Origin of the sequence: Nocardia sputorum, assembly GCF_027924405.1 — a bacterium.
In the GTDB taxonomy this organism is placed as follows: Bacteria; Actinomycetota; Actinomycetes; order Mycobacteriales; family Mycobacteriaceae; genus Nocardia; species Nocardia sputorum.
Map to the genome: position 1 here is coordinate 1,929,971 of NZ_AP026978.1, position 23,088 is coordinate 1,953,058.

Annotated in this window: 24 protein-coding genes; 9 read left to right on the top strand and 15 right to left on the bottom strand. The window is 70.1% G+C overall.

Annotated elements, in window-relative coordinates:
* Nucleotides 1–144 precede the first annotated feature (144 nt).
* The 3 genes from QMG86_RS08860 to QMG86_RS08870 form a co-directional block, all read right to left on the bottom strand.
* Nucleotides 145–1,113 (bottom strand): sigma-70 family RNA polymerase sigma factor, encoded by a 969-nt coding sequence (locus tag QMG86_RS08860; RefSeq protein ID WP_159838076.1) that lies wholly within the window; start codon nt 1,111–1,113, stop codon nt 145–147.
* Nucleotides 1,114–1,308: 195 nt separating this feature from the next.
* On the bottom strand, nt 1,309–2,826 hold the full coding sequence (locus tag QMG86_RS08865; RefSeq protein ID WP_281878815.1) for a DUF7782 domain-containing protein: 1,518 nt from the start codon (nt 2,824–2,826) through the stop codon (nt 1,309–1,311).
* 73 nt (nt 2,827–2,899) lie between these two features.
* Nucleotides 2,900–3,643, bottom strand: coding sequence for a VOC family protein (locus QMG86_RS08870; RefSeq protein WP_281878817.1), 744 nt, complete (start codon nt 3,641–3,643; stop codon nt 2,900–2,902).
* A 190-nt stretch (nt 3,644–3,833) separates the two neighbouring features.
* On the opposite strand from QMG86_RS08870, the gene QMG86_RS08875 reads away from it, so the two are divergent.
* Nucleotides 3,834–5,138, top strand: a complete 1,305-nt coding sequence (locus QMG86_RS08875) for an MFS transporter (protein WP_281878818.1) — start codon at nt 3,834–3,836, stop codon at nt 5,136–5,138.
* Between the two features lie 19 nt (nt 5,139–5,157).
* Here the strand turns inward: QMG86_RS08875 and QMG86_RS08880 are convergent, their stop codons facing one another.
* Nucleotides 5,158–5,511: a DUF3099 domain-containing protein gene (locus QMG86_RS08880; RefSeq protein WP_281880856.1), complete on the bottom strand. Its 354-nt coding sequence runs from the start codon at nt 5,509–5,511 to the stop codon at nt 5,158–5,160.
* Between the two features lie 193 nt (nt 5,512–5,704).
* On the opposite strand from QMG86_RS08880, the gene QMG86_RS08885 reads away from it, so the two are divergent.
* Nucleotides 5,705–5,941, top strand: coding sequence for a DUF3039 domain-containing protein (locus QMG86_RS08885; protein WP_174186802.1), 237 nt, complete (start codon nt 5,705–5,707; stop codon nt 5,939–5,941).
* Nucleotides 5,942–5,947: 6 nt separating this feature from the next.
* Here QMG86_RS08885 and QMG86_RS08890 read toward each other — a convergent pair whose 3' ends face one another.
* Complete coding sequence (locus QMG86_RS08890; RefSeq protein ID WP_281878821.1) at nt 5,948–7,090, bottom strand: YihY/virulence factor BrkB family protein; 1,143 nt, start codon at nt 7,088–7,090, stop codon at nt 5,948–5,950.
* Between the two features lie 192 nt (nt 7,091–7,282).
* Between QMG86_RS08890 and QMG86_RS08895 the strand changes: the two genes are divergently transcribed.
* Nucleotides 7,283–9,034 (top strand): DEAD/DEAH box helicase, encoded by a 1,752-nt coding sequence (locus tag QMG86_RS08895; RefSeq protein WP_434086198.1) that lies wholly within the window; start codon nt 7,283–7,285, stop codon nt 9,032–9,034.
* Between the two features lie 6 nt (nt 9,035–9,040).
* Here QMG86_RS08895 and QMG86_RS08900 read toward each other — a convergent pair whose 3' ends face one another.
* The gene (locus QMG86_RS08900) at nt 9,041–9,643 is read right to left on the bottom strand and encodes a TetR/AcrR family transcriptional regulator (RefSeq protein WP_281878822.1); all 603 of its coding nucleotides are present in this window, start codon (nt 9,641–9,643) and stop codon (nt 9,041–9,043) included.
* A gap of 105 nt (nt 9,644–9,748) precedes the next feature.
* On the opposite strand from QMG86_RS08900, the gene QMG86_RS08905 reads away from it, so the two are divergent.
* Nucleotides 9,749–10,489: an SDR family NAD(P)-dependent oxidoreductase gene (locus QMG86_RS08905; RefSeq protein ID WP_281878823.1), complete on the top strand. Its 741-nt coding sequence runs from the start codon at nt 9,749–9,751 to the stop codon at nt 10,487–10,489.
* Here the strand turns inward: QMG86_RS08905 and QMG86_RS08910 are convergent, their stop codons facing one another.
* The gene (locus QMG86_RS08910) at nt 10,490–11,257 is read right to left on the bottom strand and encodes an AraC family transcriptional regulator (RefSeq protein WP_281878825.1); all 768 of its coding nucleotides are present in this window, start codon (nt 11,255–11,257) and stop codon (nt 10,490–10,492) included.
* Between the two features lie 61 nt (nt 11,258–11,318).
* Between QMG86_RS08910 and QMG86_RS08915 the strand changes: the two genes are divergently transcribed.
* On the top strand, nt 11,319–11,882 hold the full coding sequence (locus QMG86_RS08915) for a class I SAM-dependent methyltransferase (protein ID WP_281880860.1): 564 nt from the start codon (nt 11,319–11,321) through the stop codon (nt 11,880–11,882).
* Between the two features lie 36 nt (nt 11,883–11,918).
* Here QMG86_RS08915 and QMG86_RS08920 read toward each other — a convergent pair whose 3' ends face one another.
* Both QMG86_RS08920 and QMG86_RS08925 read right to left on the bottom strand, forming a co-directional pair.
* Complete coding sequence (locus QMG86_RS08920) at nt 11,919–12,473, bottom strand: SWIM zinc finger family protein (protein WP_281878826.1); 555 nt, start codon at nt 12,471–12,473, stop codon at nt 11,919–11,921.
* Nucleotides 12,473–14,236: a DEAD/DEAH box helicase gene (locus tag QMG86_RS08925; RefSeq protein ID WP_281878828.1), complete on the bottom strand. Its 1,764-nt coding sequence runs from the start codon at nt 14,234–14,236 to the stop codon at nt 12,473–12,475. The genes QMG86_RS08920 and QMG86_RS08925 overlap by 1 nt, the downstream gene beginning before the upstream one ends.
* Before the next feature lie 158 nt (nt 14,237–14,394).
* On the opposite strand from QMG86_RS08925, the gene QMG86_RS08930 reads away from it, so the two are divergent.
* A complete protein-coding gene (locus tag QMG86_RS08930) occupies nt 14,395–15,111 on the top strand; it encodes a TetR/AcrR family transcriptional regulator C-terminal domain-containing protein (RefSeq protein WP_281880861.1) in 717 nt (238 codons plus the stop codon).
* Between the two features lie 104 nt (nt 15,112–15,215).
* Here the strand turns inward: QMG86_RS08930 and QMG86_RS08935 are convergent, their stop codons facing one another.
* Nucleotides 15,216–15,410, bottom strand: coding sequence for a DUF7455 domain-containing protein (locus QMG86_RS08935; RefSeq protein WP_036538000.1), 195 nt, complete (start codon nt 15,408–15,410; stop codon nt 15,216–15,218).
* Between the two features lie 276 nt (nt 15,411–15,686).
* On the opposite strand from QMG86_RS08935, the gene QMG86_RS08940 reads away from it, so the two are divergent.
* On the top strand, nt 15,687–16,046 hold the full coding sequence (locus QMG86_RS08940; protein ID WP_281878830.1) for a DUF952 domain-containing protein: 360 nt from the start codon (nt 15,687–15,689) through the stop codon (nt 16,044–16,046).
* On the opposite strand, the gene QMG86_RS08945 is transcribed toward QMG86_RS08940, so the two are convergent.
* Nucleotides 16,047–16,691: a response regulator gene (locus tag QMG86_RS08945; protein ID WP_281878831.1), complete on the bottom strand. Its 645-nt coding sequence runs from the start codon at nt 16,689–16,691 to the stop codon at nt 16,047–16,049.
* Nucleotides 16,688–18,061 carry a sensor histidine kinase gene (locus QMG86_RS08950; protein ID WP_281878832.1) on the bottom strand — a complete coding sequence of 458 codons (1,374 nt, stop codon included), beginning with the start codon at nt 18,059–18,061 and terminating at the stop codon, nt 16,688–16,690. Before QMG86_RS08950 ends, QMG86_RS08945 begins: the two co-directional genes overlap by 4 nt.
* Here QMG86_RS08950 and QMG86_RS08955 point away from each other — a divergent pair.
* Both QMG86_RS08955 and QMG86_RS08960 read left to right on the top strand, forming a co-directional pair.
* Nucleotides 17,972–18,454, top strand: a complete 483-nt coding sequence (locus tag QMG86_RS08955) for a cation:proton antiporter regulatory subunit (protein WP_281878834.1) — start codon at nt 17,972–17,974, stop codon at nt 18,452–18,454. The genes QMG86_RS08950 and QMG86_RS08955 overlap by 90 nt on opposite strands.
* A 1-nt stretch (nt 18,455) precedes the next feature.
* Nucleotides 18,456–19,640 (top strand): cation:proton antiporter, encoded by a 1,185-nt coding sequence (locus QMG86_RS08960; protein ID WP_281878836.1) that lies wholly within the window; start codon nt 18,456–18,458, stop codon nt 19,638–19,640.
* Here QMG86_RS08960 and QMG86_RS08965 read toward each other — a convergent pair whose 3' ends face one another.
* From QMG86_RS08965 to ppgK, 3 genes are all read right to left on the bottom strand, one after another.
* Nucleotides 19,641–20,372: a rhomboid-like protein gene (locus tag QMG86_RS08965; protein ID WP_281878837.1), complete on the bottom strand. Its 732-nt coding sequence runs from the start codon at nt 20,370–20,372 to the stop codon at nt 19,641–19,643.
* 232 nt (nt 20,373–20,604) lie between these two features.
* Entirely contained in the window at nt 20,605–21,984 is a 1,380-nt protein-coding gene (locus QMG86_RS08970) for an RNA polymerase sigma factor (protein WP_281878838.1), read from the bottom strand.
* A gap of 193 nt (nt 21,985–22,177) precedes the next feature.
* Nucleotides 22,178–22,936 (bottom strand): polyphosphate--glucose phosphotransferase, encoded by a 759-nt coding sequence (ppgK, locus tag QMG86_RS08975; protein WP_281878839.1) that lies wholly within the window; start codon nt 22,934–22,936, stop codon nt 22,178–22,180.
* Nucleotides 22,937–23,088 lie beyond the last annotated feature (152 nt).

The following is a 23,088-nucleotide window of genomic DNA, read 5'->3' on the forward strand; positions in this document are numbered from 1 at the left end:
ATACAACACCGCCGACCGGCTCGCGCGACACCCGGAGGGGACGGGTACGCGCGCTGACCGGTCGGCGCGGGAAGGTGACCCCGGCGGAAGGGTCACCGAGCCGAACGCCGGCGCTGTCTCGAAGCGTCCGGCGCCGGGAGGTGATCAGCTGGCGTAGGCGCGGAGCCGGTCGGCCCGCTCGCCCTTGCGCAGCTTCGCCATGACTTCACGCTCTATCTGACGCACCCGCTCGCGGGACAGACCGAAGAGCTTGCCGATCTGGTCCAGCGTGCGCGGCTGGCCGTCGTCCAGGCCGAACCGCAGCCTGATGACCTGCTGCTCGCGCTCGTCCAAGGTGGCGAGCACGCTGCGCACATCGTGGTGCAGCAGACCGGCGATGACCGCGGACTCGGCCGAGGTGGCCTCGGAATCCTCGATGAAATCGCCCAGCGGTGCCTCTTCGTCGTTGCCGACGGGCATGTCCAGGCTCACCGGGTCGCGGCTGTGGTCGAGCAGATCGGAGATCTTGTCGACCGGGATGCCCGATTCGGTGGCCAATTCCTCGTCGGTGGCCTCGCGTCCCAGCTGCTGGTGCAGTTCACGCTTGATCCTGGCCAGTTTGTTCACCTGCTCGACGAGGTGGACGGGGAGCCGGATGGTGCGGCTCTGGTCGGCCATGCCGCGGGTGATGGCCTGCCGGATCCACCAGGTGGCGTAGGTGGAGAACTTGAAGCCCTTGGCGTAGTCGAACTTCTCCATGGCGCGGATCAACCCGAGGTTGCCCTCTTGGATCAGGTCCAGCAGCGGCATGCCGCGGCCGGTGTAACGCTTGGCGAGCGAGACAACGAGACGCAGGTTGGCTTCCAGCAAGTGGGACCGGGCGGCCTGACCGTCGCGCACGATGATCGCGAGATCACGCTTGCGGGTCGCCGACAGTCGCTTGCCGGTCTCCAGCAAGTACTGCGCGTAGAGGCCCGCCTCGATGCGCTTGGCCAGCTCGACCTCGTCCGCAGCGGTGAGCAGCGCGGTGCGGCCGATCCCGTTCAGGTACACACGTACCAGGTCGGCGGCAGGGCTCTGAGCGTCGAGGTCCGAATCGCTGGTGCGCACACGAGTGGTGGCGGGGCTTGTCATGACTTGCCTCCTGTCGGTGGTGTCTCACTCCGATAAACGGACCCGACAGGGAGAAAGTTCCCCGTTACGGCTCGCGTAAACCGCTCTGAGCAGCGGTTTTCGCCCCTCTCGTCTGAGAAGTTCCTGAGAAGCGCCGCAGCGGGGGGACGTTCCCCGGCCAGGACCTGCACCGGCCGGCGCGCGGTTGTCGTGCGCTCACACGGGCTCGATCAATCCGTGCCGCACCAGCCCGGTGACCACGGACAACGCGTCGGCGGCGAACTCGGCGCGCACCTCGTCGGCTCCGTGGGCGAGCGCCAGCAGTTCGATCAGCTCGTACAACGGCAGGCCGTCGGCGCGCATTCCCGCCAGCAGCGAGATAGTGACCTCATCCACTTCGTGCTGCCAGCGGGGACCGTCGCCGCGATGCAGCCGCGCCACCTCCGGCGTCCACCCCTCGGCGCCCCGCAGATACACCCGCTCCAGCGCGGTCGCCGGGTTCACGGCGAAACGTGAAGACCACGCAAGGTTTTCGTCCGCCGCGACCGCTCGCAGCCAGGCCGAGCGCTCGAAGTAGCGCACGGCCTCGTCGCCGAGCGGATCATCGAAACCGTGGGTGAGATCCTCGGCCAGAAGTTCGGTCGGCCCGTCGATGGCGCGCAGGTAGACGAACCCGAATCCGATTCCCTCGACGTCGGCGGCCTCGAAGGCGTCCAGCCAGCGCTCGGCACGGGCCTGCGCGTCCGGATCGCGCGGGTCCGCGCCCGCGTCGCGCAACCAGGTGCCCACATACAGCGCGGGGTCGGCCACGTCTCGTTGCACCACCCAGGCATCCACGCCGTGTGCGGGCAACCAGGACGAGACGCGCCCGCGCCAGTCCTCGTCCTCGGCATGGATCCACGCGGCCAGCATGGCGGCCGTGCCGCCCGGGACGAGCAGATCGGCGGCCTGGGAGATGACCAACTTGCTGGCGCCGTCGAGCGCGAGGCCGGAGTCGCGGTAGGTGTGCTCGACGCGCCCCGGGCCCACCACGAAGGGCGGATTGGCCACCACCTGGTCGAAGCGCCTGCCCCGCACGGGCTCGAACCAGGAACCCTCCACCAGTTCGATGTCCAGCTCGTTGAGCGCCGCGGTGGCCTCGGCCAGCCACAACGCCCGGGGGTTCACGTCGGTGGCGGTGACGCGCTGTGCGTAGGAGGCGGCGTGCACCGCCTGCACACCGCAACCGGTGCCGAGGTCGAGCACGGTGCCGACCGGCCGGGTGGGGGTGGCGCGCAGCAGCGAGAGGGAGGCGTGGCCGACGCCGAGGACGTGATTCTCGGTCAGGGTGCGGCGGTGCATCGAATCGTCGAGATCGGACAGGACCCAGCGCGTGCCCGCGCCCGCGTCCAGCGGCCGCAGGTCCAGTGCCGCCCGCACCTGGTCGCCGTCGCGCTCCAGTAGCCCCGCGGCGACCGCACGGTCGATCTGCACGGGCGCCAGCGCCGTGGCGACCTCCCGCTCGGGCAGGGCATCGCCGAGCAGCAGCAGGCGGATCAGCGTGCCCAGTTCGCCGGCCGCGCGTGCGGCTCGGCGCACCGGCACCGGCTCCGAGCGGCCCAGTGCCGCGTGCGCGTCGCCGAGTACCGCGAGCAGGGTGTCGGCGTCGTAGCCCACCCTGGTCAGTGCGGTTCGCAGATCCGGGCACAGCGCGGTGAGCAGCGATCCGGTGGTCGTCGATCGGTTCGTAGGCACACCGGTACTCTGCCACCGCGGCCGCCGGACGCGGATCGGGTGGCGGCTGTGCGGGCCTCGCGGGCGGGTTCGATCAGACTCCGTTGGGGTCGCGTCCGGTGACGCAGTAGAGCGCGTCCCCCGGATCGCTCAGGACGATCCAGTGCTCGTGTCGTTCCACCACGGTCGCGCCGAGTGACTCGTGCCATGCGGCGGTCGCTTCGACATCGCTCGCGGCCAGGTCGACATGGGCGCTCGTGGGGCGGTCCTCGCCGAGGCGCTGCAGCAGCAGGTGCGCGGGAAGCTGGGTGTCCGCGGAGCGCAGCCGGGCGAATTCCGGCCGCCTCCCGGATTCGTAGGTCCACCCGGTCAGCAGCTTCCAGAAGCGGGTCTCCACCTCGTGGTCGGTAGGACCGATATCGAGGCACACCTGGTCCAGTCGCGACAGCGTGCCGTCCGGGGCCCGCACGGCGGGCGCGGGCGTGCTCGTCGCGCGGCCGCTGGGCGTCAGGCAGAACGTCTGGCCACCGGGGGAGCGCAGCACGGCGTAGTCCGGGTGGTTCGCGACCAGTTCGGCGCCCAGGTCGAGCGCTGTGCGAACGGCGGAGGGGATGTCGTCGACGTCCAGGTCGAGGTGCACACCGCCGAGACCGGTCACCGCCTGCATCTTGACACTGGCGGCGGCGAACAGCGCGGGGTCGGGCAACAAGGTGAGGAATTCGTCGTTCACGCCGCGCCGAGGGGAGAGTTCGGTGCCGGTGACCGTGGACCAGAACTTGGCGCAGTCGTCGAAACGCTGCGTCGGGCGGTCCAGGAAGACCCAGATCCACCGAATCATGTTCACTCCTGTCTTGTCGCCCGCGACGAACCATGTCCGGTCGATCGGGTGCGCGAGGCTCGATGCGACCCTAGGTACGCGTGCCCGCGTTGTCGAGAAAATACCGCCGCTCCCGCGTTTGGCAGGAATTCGTCGGTATATGGCGTTCCAGTCACTCGTTGCGCATGCATGGTTCCGGCACGCTCGTCGGATGACCGAACTGCAGACGCCGCACCCGACTCCCCTCGACGCCCCGCCGAGCCGGCGCTTGCATCCGGCGTGGCTGGTCGCGGGCGTCGGCTTCGTCGCGCTGCTGGGCGCCGCCGGATTCCGGTCGGTGCCCAGCGTCCTGATGGATCCGCTGCACGAGGAGTTCGGCTGGTCGCACGGAACCATCGGGACGGCCGTCTCGCTGAATCTCCTGCTGTACGGGTTGATCTCGCCGTTCGCCGCCGCGCTGATGGATCGGTTCGGCATCCGCCGGGTGGTGGCCTGCGCGTTGCTGCTGGTCGCGGCGGGCAGCGGGCTGACGGTGTTCATGTCCCAGCCGTGGCAGCTGGTGCTGACCTGGGGTCTGCTGGTCGGGATCGGTGTGGGTTCGATGTCGATGCCGTTCGTCGCCACGATCACCGGGCGGTGGTTCGTGCGACAGCGCGGTCTGGTCACCGGCGTGCTCACCGCCGCGGGCGCGACCGGACAGCTGGTCTTTCTTCCGGTGGTGTCGGCGCTGGCGCAGGCGCACGGCTGGCGGCTGCCGTCGCTGATCGTCGCGGGCGCGGCGCTGGCCGTGGCGCCGCTGGTGCTGTTGTTCATCCGGGACTATCCGAGCGACCTGGGCGTGCGGGCCTACGGCGCCGAGCCGGACAGCGCAGTCGGTCTCCGGGTACCCGCCGCCGGTGGCGCGTCGCGCGCGCTCACGGTGCTCGCCGCGATCGCCCGCCGTCCCGGATTCTGGTTGCTCGCGGGCGGATTCGCGGTCTGCGGCGCGTCGACCAACGGGTTGGTCGGTACCCATTTCGTCACCGCCGCGCACGACCACGGCATGCCGCCCACCACCGCGGCGAGCCTGCTGGCCGTCGTCGGCGTCTTCGACGTCGCGGGCACCATCGCCTCGGGCTGGCTGACCGACCGGACCGATCCGCGCTACCTGCTGATCGGCTACTACATGCTGCGCGGGCTGTCGCTACTGATCCTGCCCGCCCTGCTCGGGCCGGATACGCGGCCGAGCCTGTGGGTGTTCATCGTCTTCTACGGCCTGGACTGGGTGGCCACGGTGCCGCCGACGGTCGCGCTGTGCCGCGAACTGTTCGGCGCCGACGGCCCCGTCGCGTTCGGCTGGGTGTTCGCCGCTCACCAGATCGGCTCGGCGGTGGCGGCCACCGGCGCAGGCGTCATCCGTGACGTCCAGGGCGACTACGACCTCGCCTGGTACCTGGCGGGCGGTCTGTGCGGCGCCGCCGCCGTGATGTCGGCGGTCGTCCGCCGTGCTCCGGCACCGGCCCCCGGCGTGCGGTGAGCGGGCCTCGCCCGAGCCGTCAGTTGTCGATGGCGTTGTGCGGGCGCGACTCGATGGCCGTGCGCGGCCGGTCCCAGCGACTGGGCTCGTCCTTGCGGCGCGGCGGGCGATCGTTCGCGATCAGCACCGCGATCCACGGGAGCGGGATCGACGCGACGATGATCAGGATCGACAACAGGGGATTGCCGAACGCGCTGTAGGCGACCGCGGCGAGGACCAGGCACGGTATGCGGAACGCCATGATGATCGTGTAGCGGCGCACGCGAGCGCGGTGCTGATCCTCCAGCGAAGGCGCCGCTTCGGTGATCAGCGCCGGGTGTTTGTCGTCACTGCCTGGGAAGTATCCGGGGGAACGGCGGGGCTGCGTCGGCATCGTCACGTCGGGGTGCTCTTCGCGGTCGCGGCCGTCGGCGGATGGGGAATCGCCGTTCTGCTGCATACCCCGAGTCTTCCACTCGCGGTCCGGGCGCGCACACACCGCGGTCGGGTTCCGATCCGGAATCGCGGTGATCCGGGACGCGCCCCGTGGTCAACCCGGTTTCTCCTGATGCGGCATCATGGAATGCGTGAGCACCGACACCATCGTTCGCCCGGATACGACGACCGACGAGACGACGGGCGACGACACCCCGAAGTTCTTCCACTACGTGAAGAAGGACAAGATCGCCGAGAGCGCCGTGATGGGCACCCACGTGGTCGCGCTGTGCGGCGAGGTCTTCCCGGTGACCCGCTCGCCCAAGCCCGGCTCTCCGGTGTGCCCGGAGTGCAAGAAGGTCTACGACGGCCTACGCAAGGGCGACTGACGGGTCCTACTCGCCCGGCGCTGACCCCGCTTTTCGCAGCTCGAGCATGGTGCGCGAGCCGTCGGGGCCGGCCTCGTCGCGGCCCTCGGCGGCCTCGTTCGGGTCTGCCGTGTCCTCGTCGTCGGCGCCGTTCTCGCCGCGTACCTGGTTGGCGATCCACTCCTTCACCTGCTCCATGCGCGTCGCCCGGGCGGGCCAGAACTCCTGCACCGCCGCGTTGAACTCCGCGCCCAGGATCACCGCGAAGCCGAGGAAGAACGTGAACAGCAAGAACGCGATCGGCGTCGCCAGCGCGCCGTAGGTGACGCCGGTGCGGGTGACCCAGGAAAGGTAGCGGCGCAGCACGTCGCTGGCCGCCATGAAGAACACCCCGGCCACCAGCGCCCCGCCGAAGAGGCGGTGCCAGGGCAGCGAGGTGTGCAGCGCCAGCTTGTACAGGGTGGTGAGCCCGACGATCAGCAGCAGGCCGACGCCCGGGTAGTAGAAGAAATCCAGCAGTTGCAGTCCGGTCGCCCGCCACGCGCCGGGCAGCACCCGCCCGATCAGCGTCGGCCCCAGCGCCACCAGCGGCAGGATGAACACCGCCGCCACCAGGAACAGCACGTACAGCAGCAGGGCGAAGATGCGCTGCCACACCGGGTGCCGCGCGTCCTGCTGGTCGTGCGCCTCCACGATCGAGTCGACGAATGTGGCCATCGCCGACGAACCGGCCCACAGCGACAGCACGAAACCCACCGACACCACCGCGCCGCGCCCGCGTCCGAGGACGTCCTGCACCGTGGGCTCGATCAGGTCGGACACCACGTTGGCGCTGAACAGGTCCCGGCTGAACGCGATGATCTTGGACTCGACGATCTGCACGGTGTCCGGGCCGAACCATTCGCCGACGTAACCGAGGCTGCCGAGCACCCCGAGCAGCAGCGGGGCCAAGGAGAGCGTCTGCCAGAACGCCGCCGCGGCGGACTTGGCGAAGATGGAGTCCGCCCAGGCCTTCTCCGCCACGCGCACGATCAGCGCCGTGGCCCGTCTCCCCGCCACCGAGGCCCGCGCGCCCGCGCGGTCGGCCCATCCAGGGGCGTGCGCGGCGGCGCGGGTCGACGGTGCGTCGGTCCGCGGCGGATCGCCCGGGAGGGCGCGGTGCTCGGTCATCGTGCTTACAGCATCGCGCACTTCGGCGATCCGCATCGGGCTGTGCGCGCGACGTGTCGGTGCGCATCGGGTGAACTCCCAGCGTCCCGGCCGACGGCCGTGTGATGCCCATCGCGACCGCCGCGTCGGTTTGGCGACACGCCGTGCCGGGCCGCTAGGGTCGTCTGCGTGACTGGGTCGGGTGGCGCCGCTGTGGCGGGAGAAGCGGAGACGCCGGGCGATTCGACAAGGGTGAGCACCGCCGTCGGCGGCTCCCTCCGCGCCTGGCAGCGACGTGCGCTGACGAAGTATCTGGCCACCAAGCCGCGGGACTTCCTCGCCGTGGCCACCCCGGGCGCGGGCAAGACCACCTTCGCGCTGCGCGTGGCCGCCGAACTGCTGGCCGACCGCACCGTGGACCAGATCACCGTGGTCGCGCCGACCGAGCACCTCAAGCACCAGTGGGCGCAATCCGCCGCGCGCACGGGGATCGCACTGGACTCGCGGTTCTCCAACTCCACCGGCGGCACCTCGGGGGACTATCACGGTGTCGTGGTCACCTACGCCCAGGTGGCCGCGCACCCTTCTCGCCATCGCGTGCGCACCGAGAACCGCAGGACGCTGGTCATCCTCGACGAGATCCACCACGCGGGAGACGCGAAGAGCTGGGGTGACGCGACGGCCGAGGCGTTCGGCGACGCCACCCGCCGCCTCGCGCTGACCGGTACCCCGTTCCGCAGCGACGACAGTCAGATTCCGTTCGTCGTCTACGAGCCCGACGAGTCCGGTTTCCCGAAGTCCCGCGCCGACCACACCTACGGCTACGCCGAGGCTCTCGCCGACGGCGTGGTGCGGCCGGTGGTCTTCCTGGCCTATTCCGGCGAGGCGCACTGGCGCGACAGCGCGGGCGAGGAGTATTCCGCGCGCCTCGGCGAGCCGCTGAACGCCGAGCAGACCGCGCGGGCCTGGCGCACCGCGCTCGACCCGGCGGGCGACTGGATCTCCGCCGTGCTGCGCGCCGCCGACATCCGGCTGCGCCAGAAGCGCGCCTCCGGCATGCCCGACGCGGGCGGCCTGGTGATCGCCACCGACCAGGACCGTGCCCGTGACTACGCCGAACTGCTGGAACACATCTCGGGTGAGAAGCCCGCGCTGGTGCTCTCCGACGACCCGGCCTCCTCCAGCCGCATCGCCGAGTTCAGCAGGAGCACCCAACCCTGGATGGTCGCGGTCCGCATGGTGTCCGAGGGCGTCGACGTGCCGCGCTTGGCCGTCGGGGTGTACGCGACCAGCGCCTCCACCCCGCTGTACTTCGCGCAGGCGATCGGGCGGTTCGTGCGCGCCCGCAAGTCCGGCGAGACCGCGACCGTGTTCCTGCCGTCGGTGCCGGTGCTGCTGGATCTGGCCGCGCAGCTGGAGTTGCAGCGCGACCACGTCATCGGCAAGCCGCACCGGGAGAAGAACGGCCTCGACGACGAACTGCTGATCGAGGCCAACAAGCAGCAGGACGAGCCGGGCGAGCAGGAGAAGTCGTTCGTCGCGCTGGCCGCCGACGCCGAGCTCGACCAGGTGATCTACGACGGGTCCTCGTTCGGCACCGCGACCTTCGCCGGCAGCGACGAGGAAGCCGACTATCTGGGGATTCCGGGGTTGCTGGACGCCGAGCAGATGCGCGCGCTGTTGCGCGAGCGGCAGGCCAAGCAGGTCGCCGAGCGCAGTGTGCCCGCGCCCGTCCCCGATCCCGGCGCCCAGGTGGCAGGCGCGGCGGAGCGCGTCGCCACGGCCGATCGGCTCGGCGAATTGCGGCGCGAACTCAACAGCCTGGTGGCGATGCATCACCATCGCACCGGCAAGCCGCACGGCGTGATCCACGGCGAGCTGCGCCGGGAGTGTGGTGGCCCGCCGACCGCGCTGGCCTCGGCCGACCAACTCAACGAGCGCATCGCCGCGTTGCGCCGGAAGTAGCCCGCGTCATCCGGCCGGGGCGGGCCAGGCGGCCATGGCACAGTCGATGGACGCGGTGAGTTCCGCCAGCGACGCCCCGTCCCGCGCCTGGATGGACAGCCCGTAGAGGACCGTGGTGTAGAAACCGGCTAGCGCCGCGCTGTCGGTGCCTTCCGGCAGGTCGCCCTCGGCGACGCCGCGTTCGAGCCGTCGCCGGATGTCTTCGGTCGTCTCGCGGCGCTTGTCGACCAGGAAGTCGCGGATGCTCGTGTTGCGTGTGGTGTAGGTGGAGCCGGCGAGCACGACCATGCACCCGTGCGGCTTGTCCTCCTCGGTATACGCCTTCGCGTTGTCGCGCAGCATCGCCTCGACGGCCGCCCGCGCGGTCGGCTCCTCGCGCAGCGCGCGGGCGGTGTAGCCGCCGTCGGTGTGCCCGTAGAGTTCGACGGCCGCGCGGAACAACGCCTCCTTGCCGCCGAACGCGGCGTAGAGGCTGGGCGAGTTGATCCCCATCGCGGCGGTGAGGTCGCTCATCGAGGCGCCCTCGTAGCCGTGCTCCCAGAACACCTCCATGGCACGGTGCAACGCCTCGGCGCGATCGAAGGCGCGCGGTCGTCCCCGTTCAGCCATCCCGACCCTTTCTGTGTCGATCGTTAAATATACCCCTTGACACCGTCGCGGGGGATGCGCTTGGCTATTTATGTATTGATCGACACAAAATTTGGAGGAGTAGCGATGTCGGAGCTGACGGGCAAGGTCGCGCTGGTCACCGGGGGTAGCCGTGGGATCGGAGCGGCGGTCGCGCGCCGCCTCGCCGCCGCGGGCGCGGACGTGGCGCTGACCTACCAGCACGCCGAAGGGCAGGCGAAGTCGGTGGTCGGAGAAGTCCAGGCACTCGGCCGCCGAGCCGTCGCGATCCAGGCCGACAGCGCCGACGCCACGGCCGTCCGCGCGGCGGTGGACCGCGCCGCGTCCGAACTCGGCGGGCTGGACATCCTGGTCAACAACGCGGGAATCTTTCCGGCGAAGCCGTTCGAGGAGTTCACCGTCGCCGAGATCGACAACGCGCTGGCCGTGCACGCCCGCGCCGCGTTCGTCGGCGCGCAGGCCGCCGTCGCGCACATGACCGACGGCGGGCGGATCATCAGCATCGGCACCAACCTCACCGATCACGCGCCGTTCGACGGTGTGACGCTCTACAACCTCAGCAAGTCCGCCCTCAACGGATTCACCAAGGCGCTCGCGCGCGAACTGGGCCCGCGTGCGATCACGGTGAACCTCGTGCAGCCCGGATCCACCGACACCGATATGAACCCCGGAGACGGCGCGCACGCGCAGCGGCAGCGGGAATTGACCGCGCTGGGCCGCTTCGGCGCCGCCGACGATGTCGCGGCCACGGTGGCTTTCCTGGCGGGGCCGTCCGGTCGCAGTGTCACCGGCGCGTTCCTCACCGTGGACAGCGGCACCAACGCCTGATCAGCCGCTGAAATACCGCCCCGGCGGGACCCCGACCGCCCGCCGGAACGCCGCGACGTAGGCGCTCGGCGTGCCGTAGCCGACCCGGCCGGCGATCCGGGCGATCGGCAGGCCCTCGGCGAGCAGCGGCAGGGAAGCGGCCAGCCGGATCTGCGTGCGCCAGTGGGCGAAACCGAGACCGGTTTCCGAGACGAACAACCGGGCCAGGGTGCGTGGGCTGGCCGCGACGTGGGCGGCGAATTCGGCGAGCGTCCTCGGGTCGGCTGGATCTGCGGCGAGGGCGCCGGCCACCTGCCGCGCCCGCGGATCGGTCGGCGGGTGAGCGCCGATCGGGATCACCTCGACGGGCTCCAGGAGATCGAACACCACCGCTTCGGCGCGCGCCCGCCGCTCCCGGGTGGTGTCGGCCGTGGTGAGCAGGTCGAACAGTTCGTGCAAAAGCCGGGTCACGCGCAACATGGTCGGCGCGCCGAAGTCGACCGCGCACCGCCCGGGGTCGAGGAAGATGCCGCGCATCGCCGCGCCGTCGGACGTGCCCGTGCGGTGCGCGATGCCCGCGGGGATCCACAGCGCCCTCGTCGGCGGCAACACCCAGCGGCTGTCGTCCACCTCGACCGCGAGGACCCCGCGGGAGGCCCAGGCGATCTGGTGTTGCGGGTGTTCGTGCAGGCCGAACCAGTGCCCCGCGGGCAGCACGCCGACCCCGAACACCATGGCGGTCGCGCCGGTCGGGGCGGGATGGACCTCGGCGTGGCCGTTCTGCGACACAGTGTGTCACCGTAGCTTGTCGTGCCCGGCCCGATCCGTTCGTAGCGTCACAGGCGTGGCGATGAACATCTTTCACCGATTGCTGTGCCGCTCGTCGATGTGGGAGAAGACCAGCGCGACGCGCATCGTGCCGTGGGCGCTGTCCGGCCTCGATCTCGGTGCTGACACTGTCGAGATCGGCCCTGGTTACGGCGCGAACGTGTCCGCGTTGCTGGCTCGCACCTCCGCGCTCACGGGTGTCGAGATCGATCCGGTGCTGGCCGCGCGGTTGCGCGACCGGCACGGCGCGGCGATGACGGTGATCGACGGCGACGGAGCCGAGATGCCGCTGCCGACCGGGCGATTCGACTCCGTGGTCTGCTTCACGATGCTGCACCACGTACCGACACCCGGTAGGCAGGACGCGGTGTTCGCCGAAGCCCTGCGAGTCCTGCGTCCGGGCGGCGTGTTCGCGGGCAGCGACGGGCTCGACGGCCGGATGTTCCGGCTGATGCACCTCGGCGACACCTGCGTGCCCGTGCCACCGGAGACTGCCGCCGACCGGCTGCGCCGGATCGGCTTCACCGATGTGGAGATCGATACCGGCGCTTCGAGTTTCCGCTTCCGGGCGCGGCGGCCGGAGTGATGTCCTCGAGCGGCGTGCGGGATTGCCTCTCGCCGTTCAGCCGGGCGTCGTCGTGAAGAAGCGCTGAGGATCCAGCGCACTGATCGGCGTCCACCGAGCCTGTGGTGTGGATTCGTCCGCATCCCGGGGCACGGCGTCGAAATAGCCCTGGATCGCCAACCCGAGTCGCGGATCCTCGTCGACTTGCCGCGCCATCTCGTAGTAGACGGCCAGGACGTGCACGCACCGTGCCTTGCGTGCCGCGCACGAACAGTCGGCGCCGGCGAGAACGGGCGCGATCGAGATCCCGGCCGCCGTGATCGCGCGGTGCATGTCATCGGTCGGCACGGGCAGGTCCGGCACGATCCCGGCGACGGCGGTGATCGTTTGCCGGGACAGCGGCGCGACCTCGAGGTGGGTCACCGACGCCTGCCCGCCGCGGTGGATGGTGGCGCGCACCACCCGTCCCTCGACGGTGGCTAGTACGCCGTTGTTCCGGGCGATGCTGCGGGCGCGGGGCAACAGCGGGTCCGGCCGGGTCTGGCGCAGCGGCTCCGCCAGCCGCACCCAGTCCATGCCCCACGCCGTGTAACCGAATTCGTTGTCCGCCATCAGTTCTCCCTCTTGCGGCGCAAGATCTCGATCAACTGGTCGTCGTCCAGCGCGGCCAGAGTCGCGATGCCCGCCGCGTCGCCGAGGTCGCGCAACGCCGCCTTACGGTCGTGCATGCCCGCGATGTGCTCCTCCACGGTGGTGGTGGAGGTGAGCGTGGTGACGGTTACCGTGCGGGTCTGGCCGATCCGGTGCACCCGGTCGGAGGCCTGCGCCTCGACCGCGGGATTCCACCAGCGATCGAAGTGGACGACGTCGGCGGCGCGGGTCAGGGTGAGCCCGGTGCCCGCCGCGCGCAGGCTGAGCACCAGCACCGGTGGCCCGTCCTCGGCCTGGAACCGGGTGACGATCTCGGCGCGCTCGGCCTGCGAGAGCCCACCGTGGAAGAACGGCGCGGTCACCCCGAACCGGTCGGCCAGATGCCGGACGAGCAACTCACCGGTCTGCCGGTACTGGGTGAAAATCAATGTGGGACTGTCGGTTTCGAGATTGGTGGCGATGATGTCGGTGCACAGGTCGAGTTTTCCGGACCGGCCGGTCAACTCGTCGAGGTCGCCGGTGATCAGGCCGGGATGGTTGCACACCTGCTTGAGTGCGGTCAGCGCCGCGAGCACGCGGCCGTGACGCTCGATGCCCGCGCCGAATCCGTCGTCGACGGCTTTGTCGAGCAACTGGTCGTAGAGCCGCTCCTGCTCGGCGGTGAGGTCGCAGAGCAGGTCACTGTGGATCTTCGCGGGAAGGGCCGCGGCGACCTGACGCTTGGTTCGTGCCAGCACCACCGGTTCGATGGTGTCGCGCAACCGCGCCGCGGCGGCCGCCGACCCCTCGTGGATCGGTCGTACGAAGCGCCGCCGGAATTGCGTCCGGTGCCCGAACAGCCGGGGCGCCACCAGGTGCAGCAGGGCCCACAACTCCTCGAGATGGTTCTCCACCGGCGTGCCCGTGAGCGCGACCGTCGCGGCCGCGTCGATTCCGCGCGCGGCCTTCGCGATCTGGGTGCGGGGATTCTTCAGCGCCTGCGCCTCGTCGAAGACGGTCGTCGCCCAGTCCTGCTGCGCCAGCACCTGCCCGTGCAGCCGCAAGGTCGGATAACCGGTGACGACGATGGTGCCGGCGTCGGCGGCGACGGTGCCGCCACGCCAGACGACCGCGCGGAGCCCCGGCGCGAACCGGCCGATCTCGTGTGCCCAGTTGCCGACCAGCGAGGTCGGGCACACCACCAGTTGCGGGCCCGCCGCGGCCCGGTCGAGCAGGAAACCGATGGTCTGGACGGTCTTGCCGAGGCCCATCTCGTCGGCGAGCACCGCGCCGCCGTGCGCGGCCACCGTTTCGCGTAGCCAGCCGACCCCGCGGGCCTGGTACGGCCGCAGCTGCGCTTTCAACGTCGCCCGCAGGTCCGCGGTGACCGCCTCGGTGTCGCGCAGGACGCGCACCGCGTGGTGCGCGGCGACGATCGCGGTGCCGGACGCGTCCGGCACCGCGTGTGCCGCGATGGGCAAGGCATCGGCGTCCGTGTCGAGCGGCTCCCCGGCTGGATCGGCGAGAACGGAGCGCACGATCCGCTGCCAGGACAGGACCGACTCGCCCGGCTGCTCGGGCCTCGAACCGGCGAGAGTCTGGGCGTCGACCAGCACGGCGTCGACCTCCGCGACCGCGAGGGCTCCGTCCGCGACCGGGACGGCCAGGGCGACGGTCTCGCGGTCACCCGGACCGGCTGGGTGGGGACCGGTGGTATGTCCCGTCCAGGACCAGAGCGCGAACATGTGCCGATCGGGTAGATATGTGGCGTGTGTGCTTGGCAGGGCGCACCCCTTAATCAACGTATAGTGTACGGAGTAGTATAACAACGTACACCGTATCGAATTGATTCCCCGAGGAGCCGGTGAGCGAGGACAGCACATTCGACCAGGCCAGGCGGCTGATGGGCCTGCTGTGGCGGCACCAACTTCCGCCGCCACCGGTGGGGCGCGGTCCGAAGCCGACCGTGAGCGTCGACGCGGTGGTCGCGGCGGCGGTCGCGCTCGCCGACCGCGACGGCTACGACAAGGTCTCCATCCGAGCCGTCGCCGCCGAACTCGGGCTGCGGCCGATGGGTCTCTACACCTACGTGCCGAGCAAGGACGCGCTGACGATCCTCATGGTCGACGCGGTCGCCGACGAGGATCCGCCCATCCCCGGCGATCTGCCGCCGCGCGAGCGGATGGCGGCCGTGGCCAGACAGGTCCGTGCGGAACTCGTCGCACATCCCTGGCTGCTCGACGTCCCGCCGTGGCGGCTGGTACTCGGGCCGGGGCGGATGCGCCGCTACGAACGGCAGCTCGCCGCGATCGATGGGCTCGGCCTGCCGGACGTGGTGATGGACCGGGTGATCGCCGTGTTGTCGGAGTTCGCCACCGGGAACGCGCGCATGGCGGTGGCCGCGGCCAGAGAGACCGGGCGGATGAGCGACGCGCGGTGGTGGGAGGTGCACGGCCCGCTGCTGGCCGAGGTCATGCCGCCGAGCCGTTTCCCGCTCTCGTCACGCGTCGGGGCCGCGGTCGGTGAGCTGTATCAGGCGCCCGCCGACCCCGACGGCTCCTTCGAATTCGGCCTGGCCAGGCTGCTGGACGGCATTCTCGGCGCGGTGCCCGGAGCCTGAACGCCTCCGGACACGCCGACAGCGGGCGACCTCTTGGTCGCCCGCTGCCGGTGGAAACGGTGTTCTGTTGTCCGATGCTGTTGTGTCAGGACGCGAGGAGCAGATCAGAGCGCGGGAGCGGACTCCGTGTCGATCACGGCGTCCAGCTCACGCAGCCGATCCATGTGTTCGTTCGCGTGGTGCTGGCAGAAGAGCAACTCTCCACCTGCGGGCAGTACGGCGCGCACTCGGGCGGCCGCCCCGCAGCGGTCGCAACGATCGACCGCGGTCAGTGGGGTGCTTGTCAGGGTTCCTGGCATGACTCCTCCGTCCTGGCTCCCGGTCCCGACGACCGTTCACCTGGTGTGGGGCCCGTGGTCACTCACCACGAGCTCGCTACCGCTACTTCCCAGCAGGGGTATGACTACTCTGTCAGACGTTCGGGACGGGGGACTTTGTTCCCGCGTAGGAAGCAGTGTGTTTTCGATAACACGACCAGGGATTTCGCTACGGGCGAACGCCACAGGTCCTGTCGTCGATGTGCACTGCGTCACACCCTCGATCGGCCGATCCAGTTGTCTACCGGGAGATTACCCGTGACCTATGACACTCACACACTTGTTCACCTATGCACTTTGGACGAATGGCTTTCCGCTCGGCAAACGGGGGAGTACCGTGCGCCCTCGCTCGCCGAAGCGGGGTTCATTCATCTCTCCACGCCCCAGCAGGTGCACTTGCCCGCAAACCGCTTGTTCCGCGGACGGCGTGATCTCGTGCTGCTGCGGATCGACGCCCGCCGCGTGGGTTCGCCGATCGAATGGGAGCCCGGCGTCCCCACCGACCCGGAATCGATGCTCTTCCCGCATCTGTACGGCCCCTTGCCGGTGGCCGCGGTCACCGGAGTCGAGGACTACCCGCCCGAGTCGGACGGGAGTTTCGCCCCACGCACGGCGTGATCACCGGTCGCGGATCTCGCGCGCCACGATGGCGGCCTGAACCCGCGACCGCACACCGAGTTTCGTCAGCACCCGGGAGACGTGCGTCTTCACGGTCGTCTCGCCGATGAACAACCGGCCCGCGATCTGCGCGTTGGACAAGCCGTCGCCGAGACACTCGAGCACTTCGCGTTCCCGCTCGGTGAGCCCGTGGAGCCCGGCGGGAGCCGGTCGCGTGCCCGCGCCGTTCGAGGCGAACGCCGCGATCACCGCTCGCGTCACTTCCGGAGCCAGCACGCCGTCACCCGCCGCCACCGCGCGCACCGCCTCGACCAGGGCCCGTCCCGACGTCGATTTCAGCACGAACCCCGAAGCGCCCGCGCGCAGCGTGCGAAAGACGTACTCATCCAAGTCGAAGGTGGTCAGGATCAGCACCTCGGCCAGACCCGCCGCGGTGATCCGCTCGGTGGCGGTGATGCCGTCCACCCCCGGCATCCGCACGTCCATCAGCACCACCTGTGGCCGCAGCGCTTTGGCCTGCGCCACCGCGACATCCCCGTCGGCCGCTTCGCCGACCACCTCGATGTCGTCCTCGGCGTCCAGGATCATCCGCAGGCCCGCGCGAATCGCGGCGTGGTCGTCGGCGATCACCACCCGGATCGTCATGCGGCGTCCGTCGATCCGAGCGGCAGGCTGGCCAGAACTTCCCACCGGCCGGAATCCGTTCCGGCGCGCAGGCTTCCGCCGAGCGCAGCCGCACGCTCGCGCATATTCACCAGACCGCGTCCAGCTCGATCCGTCGCACCGGATGGTCGCCGCGGCCCGATCCGGTTGTCGACGGATATGGTCAGCATTCCCTCCTCGGTGCGCACGTCGATGCGGATCTCCTGTCCCGGTGCGTGTTTCATGGCGTTGGTCATAGCTTCCTGCACGATTCGATAGGCGGCCTGGCCGACCGCACTGGGCAGCGCTGCGCCGGCGGGCGATTCGCGTACCAGCACCGAAACCCCCGCGGCGCGGGCTGCGTCCACCAGGATCGGCAGCTGTGCGAGCGTGCGGGGCGCGGCGATCTCCTCCGCCGCGTCGTCGCTGCGCAGCAATCCGATCATGGTGCGCATCTCCTCCAGAGCACTGACGCTGTCGGCCCGAATGGACCGCATGATCCCGGCCACCGCGGGGTCGGCTTCGCGGCGGTCCAGTATTCCGATCGCCGCCTCCGAGTGCAGCGCGATGGCCGACAGGTGCCCGGCGATCACGTCGTGCAGGTCGCGCGCCATCGTGGTGCGCTCGTCGGCGACGGCCGCGCGCCGGTCGAGTTCGGCGACCAGGGTCAGCGCCTGGGCGCGGGCGCGCTCGGCGTGCGCCACCTCCTTGTGCGTGCGCACCGAATTCGCCCACCAGATCGGCGTCGCGACGAAACTGAACACCGCCACCAGGGCGAGCGACACCGCACGTGGGTCGCCGGTCAGCGCCAGCACCAGGACTACGAGGACGCCCGAGAGCGCGAACCAGGACAGCGCCGTGATCCGCGCGGTCCGGCGCCCGGAGTACAGCACGGCGGCGTAGATCAGGTCGGCGTAGATGATCCACACCGACACGGTGGCGCCGAGCCGGATGTCCATCGCCAAGGGGACGAGCCCGCCCAGCATGGCCGCGACCGGCGCGCGGCGCCGGGCGAACGTCGCCAGGCACAGCACGGCGAGCACACCGAACCGCACCCACAACGACACCTGCTCGCCCCGGTCGGTCATCGTCGACAGGCCGGACAGGTAGAGCGCCGCGCCGCCGGCGAACGCGATCACCGCGCCCAGCGCGTCCCGCGTCCGCTCCGGGAAATCCGACCACCGCCGCACGCCTCCATCACAGCACAGCGCGGGCGACGCGCCATCGGCCGAAGTGATGACCGATCCGTTCGCGCACGCGGTGATCCGGCTAATCTGGAGGGCGTGAACGTCGACGTCACCGCACTCCCCGGCATCGGGGTCCGCAAGGACTTCGAGGTGCGTTCCGGTCGCCGAATCGGCGTGGTCGCCCACCGTGACGGTGATATCGACCTGATCGTCTCCAAGCTCGACGATCCCGACGCCTGTGCCGCGCAGATCCCGCTCACCACCGACGAGGCAGCGGTGCTGGCCAATCTGCTCGGCGCGCCGCAGCTGGTCGCCAAGCTCAACGACGACCACCGCGACATGCCCGGGATCACCACGCGCCAGCTCCCGATCGGGGACGACTCCCCGTACGACGGCCGCACCCTCGGCGAAACCGAGATGCGCACCCGCACGAAGGTCTCCATCGTGGCGGTCATGCGGGCCGGGCAGTTGCATCCCTCGCCCGGACCCGATTTCACCTTCACCACGGGCGACCTGCTCGTAGTCGTCGGCACTCCGGAGGGCTTGGATGCCGCCGCGAAGATCTTGACGCACGGCTGACGTGACGGACACCGCGCTCGCCTTGCTCGAGCTCGGAGCGGTTCTTTTCGTTCTCGGCATGCTGGGTCGTGTCGCGGGCCGTGTCGGGATGTCACCCATCCCGCTGTACCTGCTCGGCGGTGTCGCCTTCGGCCAGGGCGGTCTCATCGAACTCCGCGCCGCCTACGACTTCGGCCATGTGGCCGGTGAGATCGGCGTGGTGCTGCTGCTCTTGCTGCTCGGCTTGGAGTACACGGCGGCGGAGCTGGTCACCGGGTTGCGTCGTTCCTGGCCCGCCGGTCTGGTGGACATCGTGGTCAACGCGTCGCCGGGCGCGGTGGTGGCGCTGATGCTGGGCTGGGGCGTCTCCGGCGCGATCACGATGGCGGGCGTCACCTACATCTCGTCCTCGGGCATCGTGGCGAAAGTCCTCGACGATCTCGGCCGCCTGGGCAATCGCGAGACGCCGGTGATCCTGTCCATCCTCGTCTTCGAGGATCTGGCGATGGCGGTCTACCTGCCGATCCTCACCACGGTGCTGGCCGGGCTGAGCTGGGTCAGCGGGCTGCGCGCGTTGGCGGTGGCTCTGCTCACCATCACGCTGGTCCTCGCGGTGGCGCTGCGCTACGGGCGGTACGTGTCGGCGATCGTGGACAGCGCCGACCGCGAGGTCTTCCTGCTCACGCTGCTCGGCGCGGCGCTGCTGGTGGCGGGCGCGTCCTCGGCGCTGAGCGTGTCGGCGGCGGTCGGAGCGTTCCTGCTGGGCATCGCGATCTCCGGTTCCACCGCGCACGCGGCGGCGAAAATGCTCGAGCCGCTGCGCGACCTGTTCGCGGCCATCTTCTTCGTGGCCTTCGGGTTGAACACCGACCTGCGATCGATCCCGCCGGTGCTGGGCTGGGCGATCCTGCTGGCGGTGATCACCGTGGTGACCAAGGTGGCGACCGGGTGGTGGGCCGCCGCACGCGTGGGCATCCGGCCGCTGGGCCGGGCTCGCGCCGGTGCGGCCCTGGTCGCGCGCGGCGAATTCTCCATCGTGATCGCGGGACTGGCCGTGAGCGCGGGCGCGATGGACGGTCAGCTCACCGCGCTCGCCTCGACCTACGTTCTGCTGATGGCGGTGCTCGGCCCGATCGCGGCCCGCGTGGTCGAGCCGGTGGCCGGGGTCCTGCAGAGCCGTGGTCGCCCCGAGCCGCAGGTCTTCTGATCAGTCCTGCGCGGCCCTGCGTGTCGCGATCCGTTCCAGCCGGTGCCAGAACAGACTGGCGATCGCGCCGACCGCCAGGCCGATGGCGGCGGCGCACAGATGGCCGTAGTCGGTGAACGTCGGTTCGATCCACAGCGCCGCACCGAGCGCCACGAGGATCGCCCCCGCCCACACCAGTCGCACCCTGCCCCGGAACCGGAACGCCAGCGCCGCCAGCACGGCCGAGAACCCGTAACTGGTACCGACATCCGCGGCGACGGCCACTCGTAAGGGAATCACGCCGCGGTCGATGGCATGGGCGATGCCGGTGACGGTGAGCAGCGTCGCCCCGATATGCCCGGTCGCGAACAGCAGAATCCAGCGCGCCGTGCCCAGCCAGCGCTCCGCATAGGCCATGACCACCAGGAAACCGGCGATGGTCGTCCAGGGAAACCCGCCTTCGGTCCAGAACGCGGAGGCGACGAGCACCTGAACCGGGTTGTGCCGCATGTTGTACAGGTTGGTCGACGCCGAGAAGATCAGCCTGCGCTCCACCGAGTCCCCGACCCCGCGCAACGTCCACCACGTGACGAACAGCGTGAACGCGTAGGCGGTGCTGGCGGGCGCGGCCCCCAGATGTGCCCGGATCGCAGGCAACATCCGGCGCGGCAATCCAGGACGGCACAGCCAGGCCAGGGTGTCACGCAACTCGGCGCGCAGATCGACGGTCCGCGTCCACGGTGAGCGCGGCACGCGCGAAGTCGAGGTCGAGGCAACCACTCCGCAAGTCTGCCGTGCCGGGTGCGAGTTCGCCGTGCCCGCCCCGTGCAGACACGGCCGCTCGTCGGGCCAGGACGCGGCCGGAGTCTTGTTCGACGTCGACACGCGGAGCGGGACAGCTCCCGGAAAAGCGCGACGCCCGCATTCGCCGGCCGCTGGAAATATTCGAGCGGCACGACGAATGCGGGCGTCGAGGCGAGGCGACCTAGTCCAGGTAGTCGCGCAGGACCTGGGAGCGGCTGGGGTGGCGCAGCTTGCTCATGGTCTTGGACTCGATCTGGCGGATGCGTTCGCGGGTGACCCCGTAGACCTGGCCGATCTCGTCGAGAGTGCGGGGCTGGCCGTCGGTGAGACCGAACCGCAGCCGGACCACGCCCGCCTCCCGCTCCGACAGCGTCTCCAGCACCGACTGCAGCTGATCCTGCAGCAACGTGAAGCTCACCGCGTCGACGGCCACCACGGCCTCGGAGTCCTCGATGAAGTCACCGAGCTGGCTGTCGCCCTCGTCGCCGATGGTCTGGTCCAGCGAGATGGGTTCACGCGCGTACTGCTGGATCTCCAGCACCTTCTCCGGCGTGATGTCCATTTCCTTGGCCAGTTCCTCCGGCGTCGGCTCGCGACCGAGATCCTGGAGCAACTCGCGCTGGATGCGACCGAGCTTGTTGATGACCTCCACCATGTGCACCGGGATGCGGATGGTGCGGGCCTGGTCGGCCATGGCGCGGGTGATGGCCTGCCGGATCCACCAGGTGGCGTACGTGGAGAACTTGTAGCCCTTGGTGTAGTCGAACTTCTCCACCGCGCGGATCAGACCCAGGTTGCCCTCCTGGATCAGGTCGAGGAACGCCATGCCGCGGCCGGTGTAGCGCTTGGCCAGCGAGACGACCAGGCGCAGGTTGGCCTCCAGCAGGTGGTTCTTGGCCCGGTTGCCGTCGCGGACGATCCAGTTGTAGTCGCGGCGCATCGCGACCGGCAGCTTCTCACCCTGCTCGGCGAACTCGCGCACCTTCTCCGCCGCGTAGAGGCCTGCCTCGATCCGCTTGGCGAGTTCGACCTCCTCTTCGGCGTTGAGCAGCGCGACCTTGCCGATCTGCTTGAGGTAGGCGCGGACCGAGTCGGCGGAGGCGGTGAGTTCGGCGTCCTTGCGGGCCTGGCGCAGCGCCTCGGATTCCTCCTCGTCCCAGACGAAATCGCCGGAGGCCTTGTCCGCCGCCGTCGGCTCGTCGGCTTCCTCGCCCTCGGCTTCCTCGGTCTCGGCTTCCTCGGCGACGTCGACCAGTTCGTCGCCGTCGGCGAGGTCTTCCTCGGAGACCTCCAGATCGCCGAGATCGTCGAGATCGAGCGACTCGTCCTCGAGCGCCTCGTCGGCGCCGGGCTCGCCGTCCGGGCCCGCCTTCTTGGTCGTGGCCTTCTTCGCGGGAGCCTTGGCCGCCTTCGCGGCCTTCTTGGCAGGCGCCTTCTTGGCGGCGGCCTTCTTCGCCGGAGCCTTCTTCGCAGCAGCCTTACGGACCGGCCGTGCTGCGGTTACATCTGCGGAGTCGGCATCGGCCGATTCGGCGGTCTGACGGGTATTCGTGGCTACCACGTACGCCCTTTCGTGACGGTCTCGTGCGGCGTCACGCCAGAGTGGTGTTCCGGCGGAGCGATCTGTCGGGTTTCACCGGCGGAGGGCCGGTCGGGGTTTCTCCGGCTCAGCCGGGCACGTTCCATTGTAACGATCTAACCAGGGTACCTACGGCACGATGCAGGGAACGGCATCCTCGCGGTACCCGCGCGCCTCAGGGGGCGACACCGCCCGCGATCGCCATCGCGGCGCCGACGATGCCCGCGGTGTTCCGCAGGCGGGCCGGGATCACGGGCGTCCGGTTGGTGAGCAGGGGGATCCACTTCTCGGAGTCCCTGCTGATGCCCCCGCCCGCGACGAACACGACCGGGAAGAACAGGTTCTCCAGCGTGGTCAGGACCAGGCTGACCTGTGCGGCCCACTGCTCGTAGCTCAGGCCGTCGCGTTCCTTGATCGAGGCCGCGGCCCGGTGCTCGCTCTCCATGCCCTGGATCTCCAGGTGGCCGAGCTCTGTGTTGGGCACCAGCGTGCCGTGGTAGAGCAACGCGGAGCCGATGCCGGTGCCGAAGGTCAGCAGCATGACCAGGCCCGCGAAATTCCGTGCCGCGCCGTAGTGGTCCTCGGCCATGCCCGCGGCGTCCGCGTCGTTGAGCACGGTGACCGGACGACCGCCGAGCGCGGCGGAGAACAGCGCTCGCGCGTCGGTGCCGATCCAGGACTTGTCGATGTTCGCCGCGGTGCGCGCCACGCCGCCGATCACCACCGCGGGCAGGGTGAGCCCGACCGGCCCGGTCCACTTGGCTCGGTCGACCAACTCGGCCACCGCCTCGGCCACGGCGAACGGTGTCGCGGGGTGCGGTGTCGCGATCTTGATCCGCTCGTGGACCAACTCGCCGGTGGCCAGATCGACCGTGGCGCCTTTGACGCCGCTGCCGCCGATGTCGATGCCGAATGCGTGCCCCCGAGCGGACATGACTAACCCCTCGTCTCCCTGTGCTGGCCGGTGTGATGACAGCGCTGCACGGGGCCCGGGACGCCACAGCGGGCGTGCGAATGGGATGCCCGACGACGGCGCTGTGTCGTGCACGACAAGAGTAATGGGACCACGAGGCTGGGCGTTCGGCG

What these genes read in the sequence shown, in the direction of transcription:
- QMG86_RS08945 (WP_281878831.1), bottom strand. Translation starts at nt 16,691, where the DNA reads ATGACGATCCGGGTGGTGATCGCCGACGACCACGCCGCGATTCGCGCG.
- QMG86_RS08920 (WP_281878826.1), bottom strand. Translation starts at nt 12,473, where the DNA reads ATGGCGGACAACGAATTCGGTTACACGGCGTGGGGCATGGACTGGGTG.
- ppgK (WP_281878839.1), bottom strand. Translation starts at nt 22,936, where the DNA reads ATGTCCGCTCGGGGGCACGCATTCGGCATCGACATCGGCGGCAGCGGC.
- QMG86_RS08935 (WP_036538000.1), bottom strand. Translation starts at nt 15,410, where the DNA reads ATGCCAGGAACCCTGACAAGCACCCCACTGACCGCGGTCGATCGTTGC.
- QMG86_RS08875 (WP_281878818.1), top strand. Translation starts at nt 3,834, where the DNA reads ATGACCGAACTGCAGACGCCGCACCCGACTCCCCTCGACGCCCCGCCG.
- QMG86_RS08880 (WP_281880856.1), bottom strand. Translation starts at nt 5,511, where the DNA reads ATGCCGACGCAGCCCCGCCGTTCCCCCGGATACTTCCCAGGCAGTGAC.
- QMG86_RS08890 (WP_281878821.1), bottom strand. Translation starts at nt 7,090, where the DNA reads ATGACCGAGCACCGCGCCCTCCCGGGCGATCCGCCGCGGACCGACGCA.
- QMG86_RS08930 (WP_281880861.1), top strand. Translation starts at nt 14,395, where the DNA reads ATGGGCCTGCTGTGGCGGCACCAACTTCCGCCGCCACCGGTGGGGCGC.
- QMG86_RS08900 (WP_281878822.1), bottom strand. Translation starts at nt 9,643, where the DNA reads ATGGCTGAACGGGGACGACCGCGCGCCTTCGATCGCGCCGAGGCGTTG.
- QMG86_RS08905 (WP_281878823.1), top strand. Translation starts at nt 9,749, where the DNA reads ATGTCGGAGCTGACGGGCAAGGTCGCGCTGGTCACCGGGGGTAGCCGT.
- QMG86_RS08915 (WP_281880860.1), top strand. Translation starts at nt 11,319, where the DNA reads ATGAACATCTTTCACCGATTGCTGTGCCGCTCGTCGATGTGGGAGAAG.
- QMG86_RS08870 (WP_281878817.1), bottom strand. Translation starts at nt 3,643, where the DNA reads ATGATTCGGTGGATCTGGGTCTTCCTGGACCGCCCGACGCAGCGTTTC.
- QMG86_RS08925 (WP_281878828.1), bottom strand. Translation starts at nt 14,236, where the DNA reads ATGTTCGCGCTCTGGTCCTGGACGGGACATACCACCGGTCCCCACCCA.
- QMG86_RS08860 (WP_159838076.1), bottom strand. Translation starts at nt 1,113, where the DNA reads ATGACAAGCCCCGCCACCACTCGTGTGCGCACCAGCGATTCGGACCTC.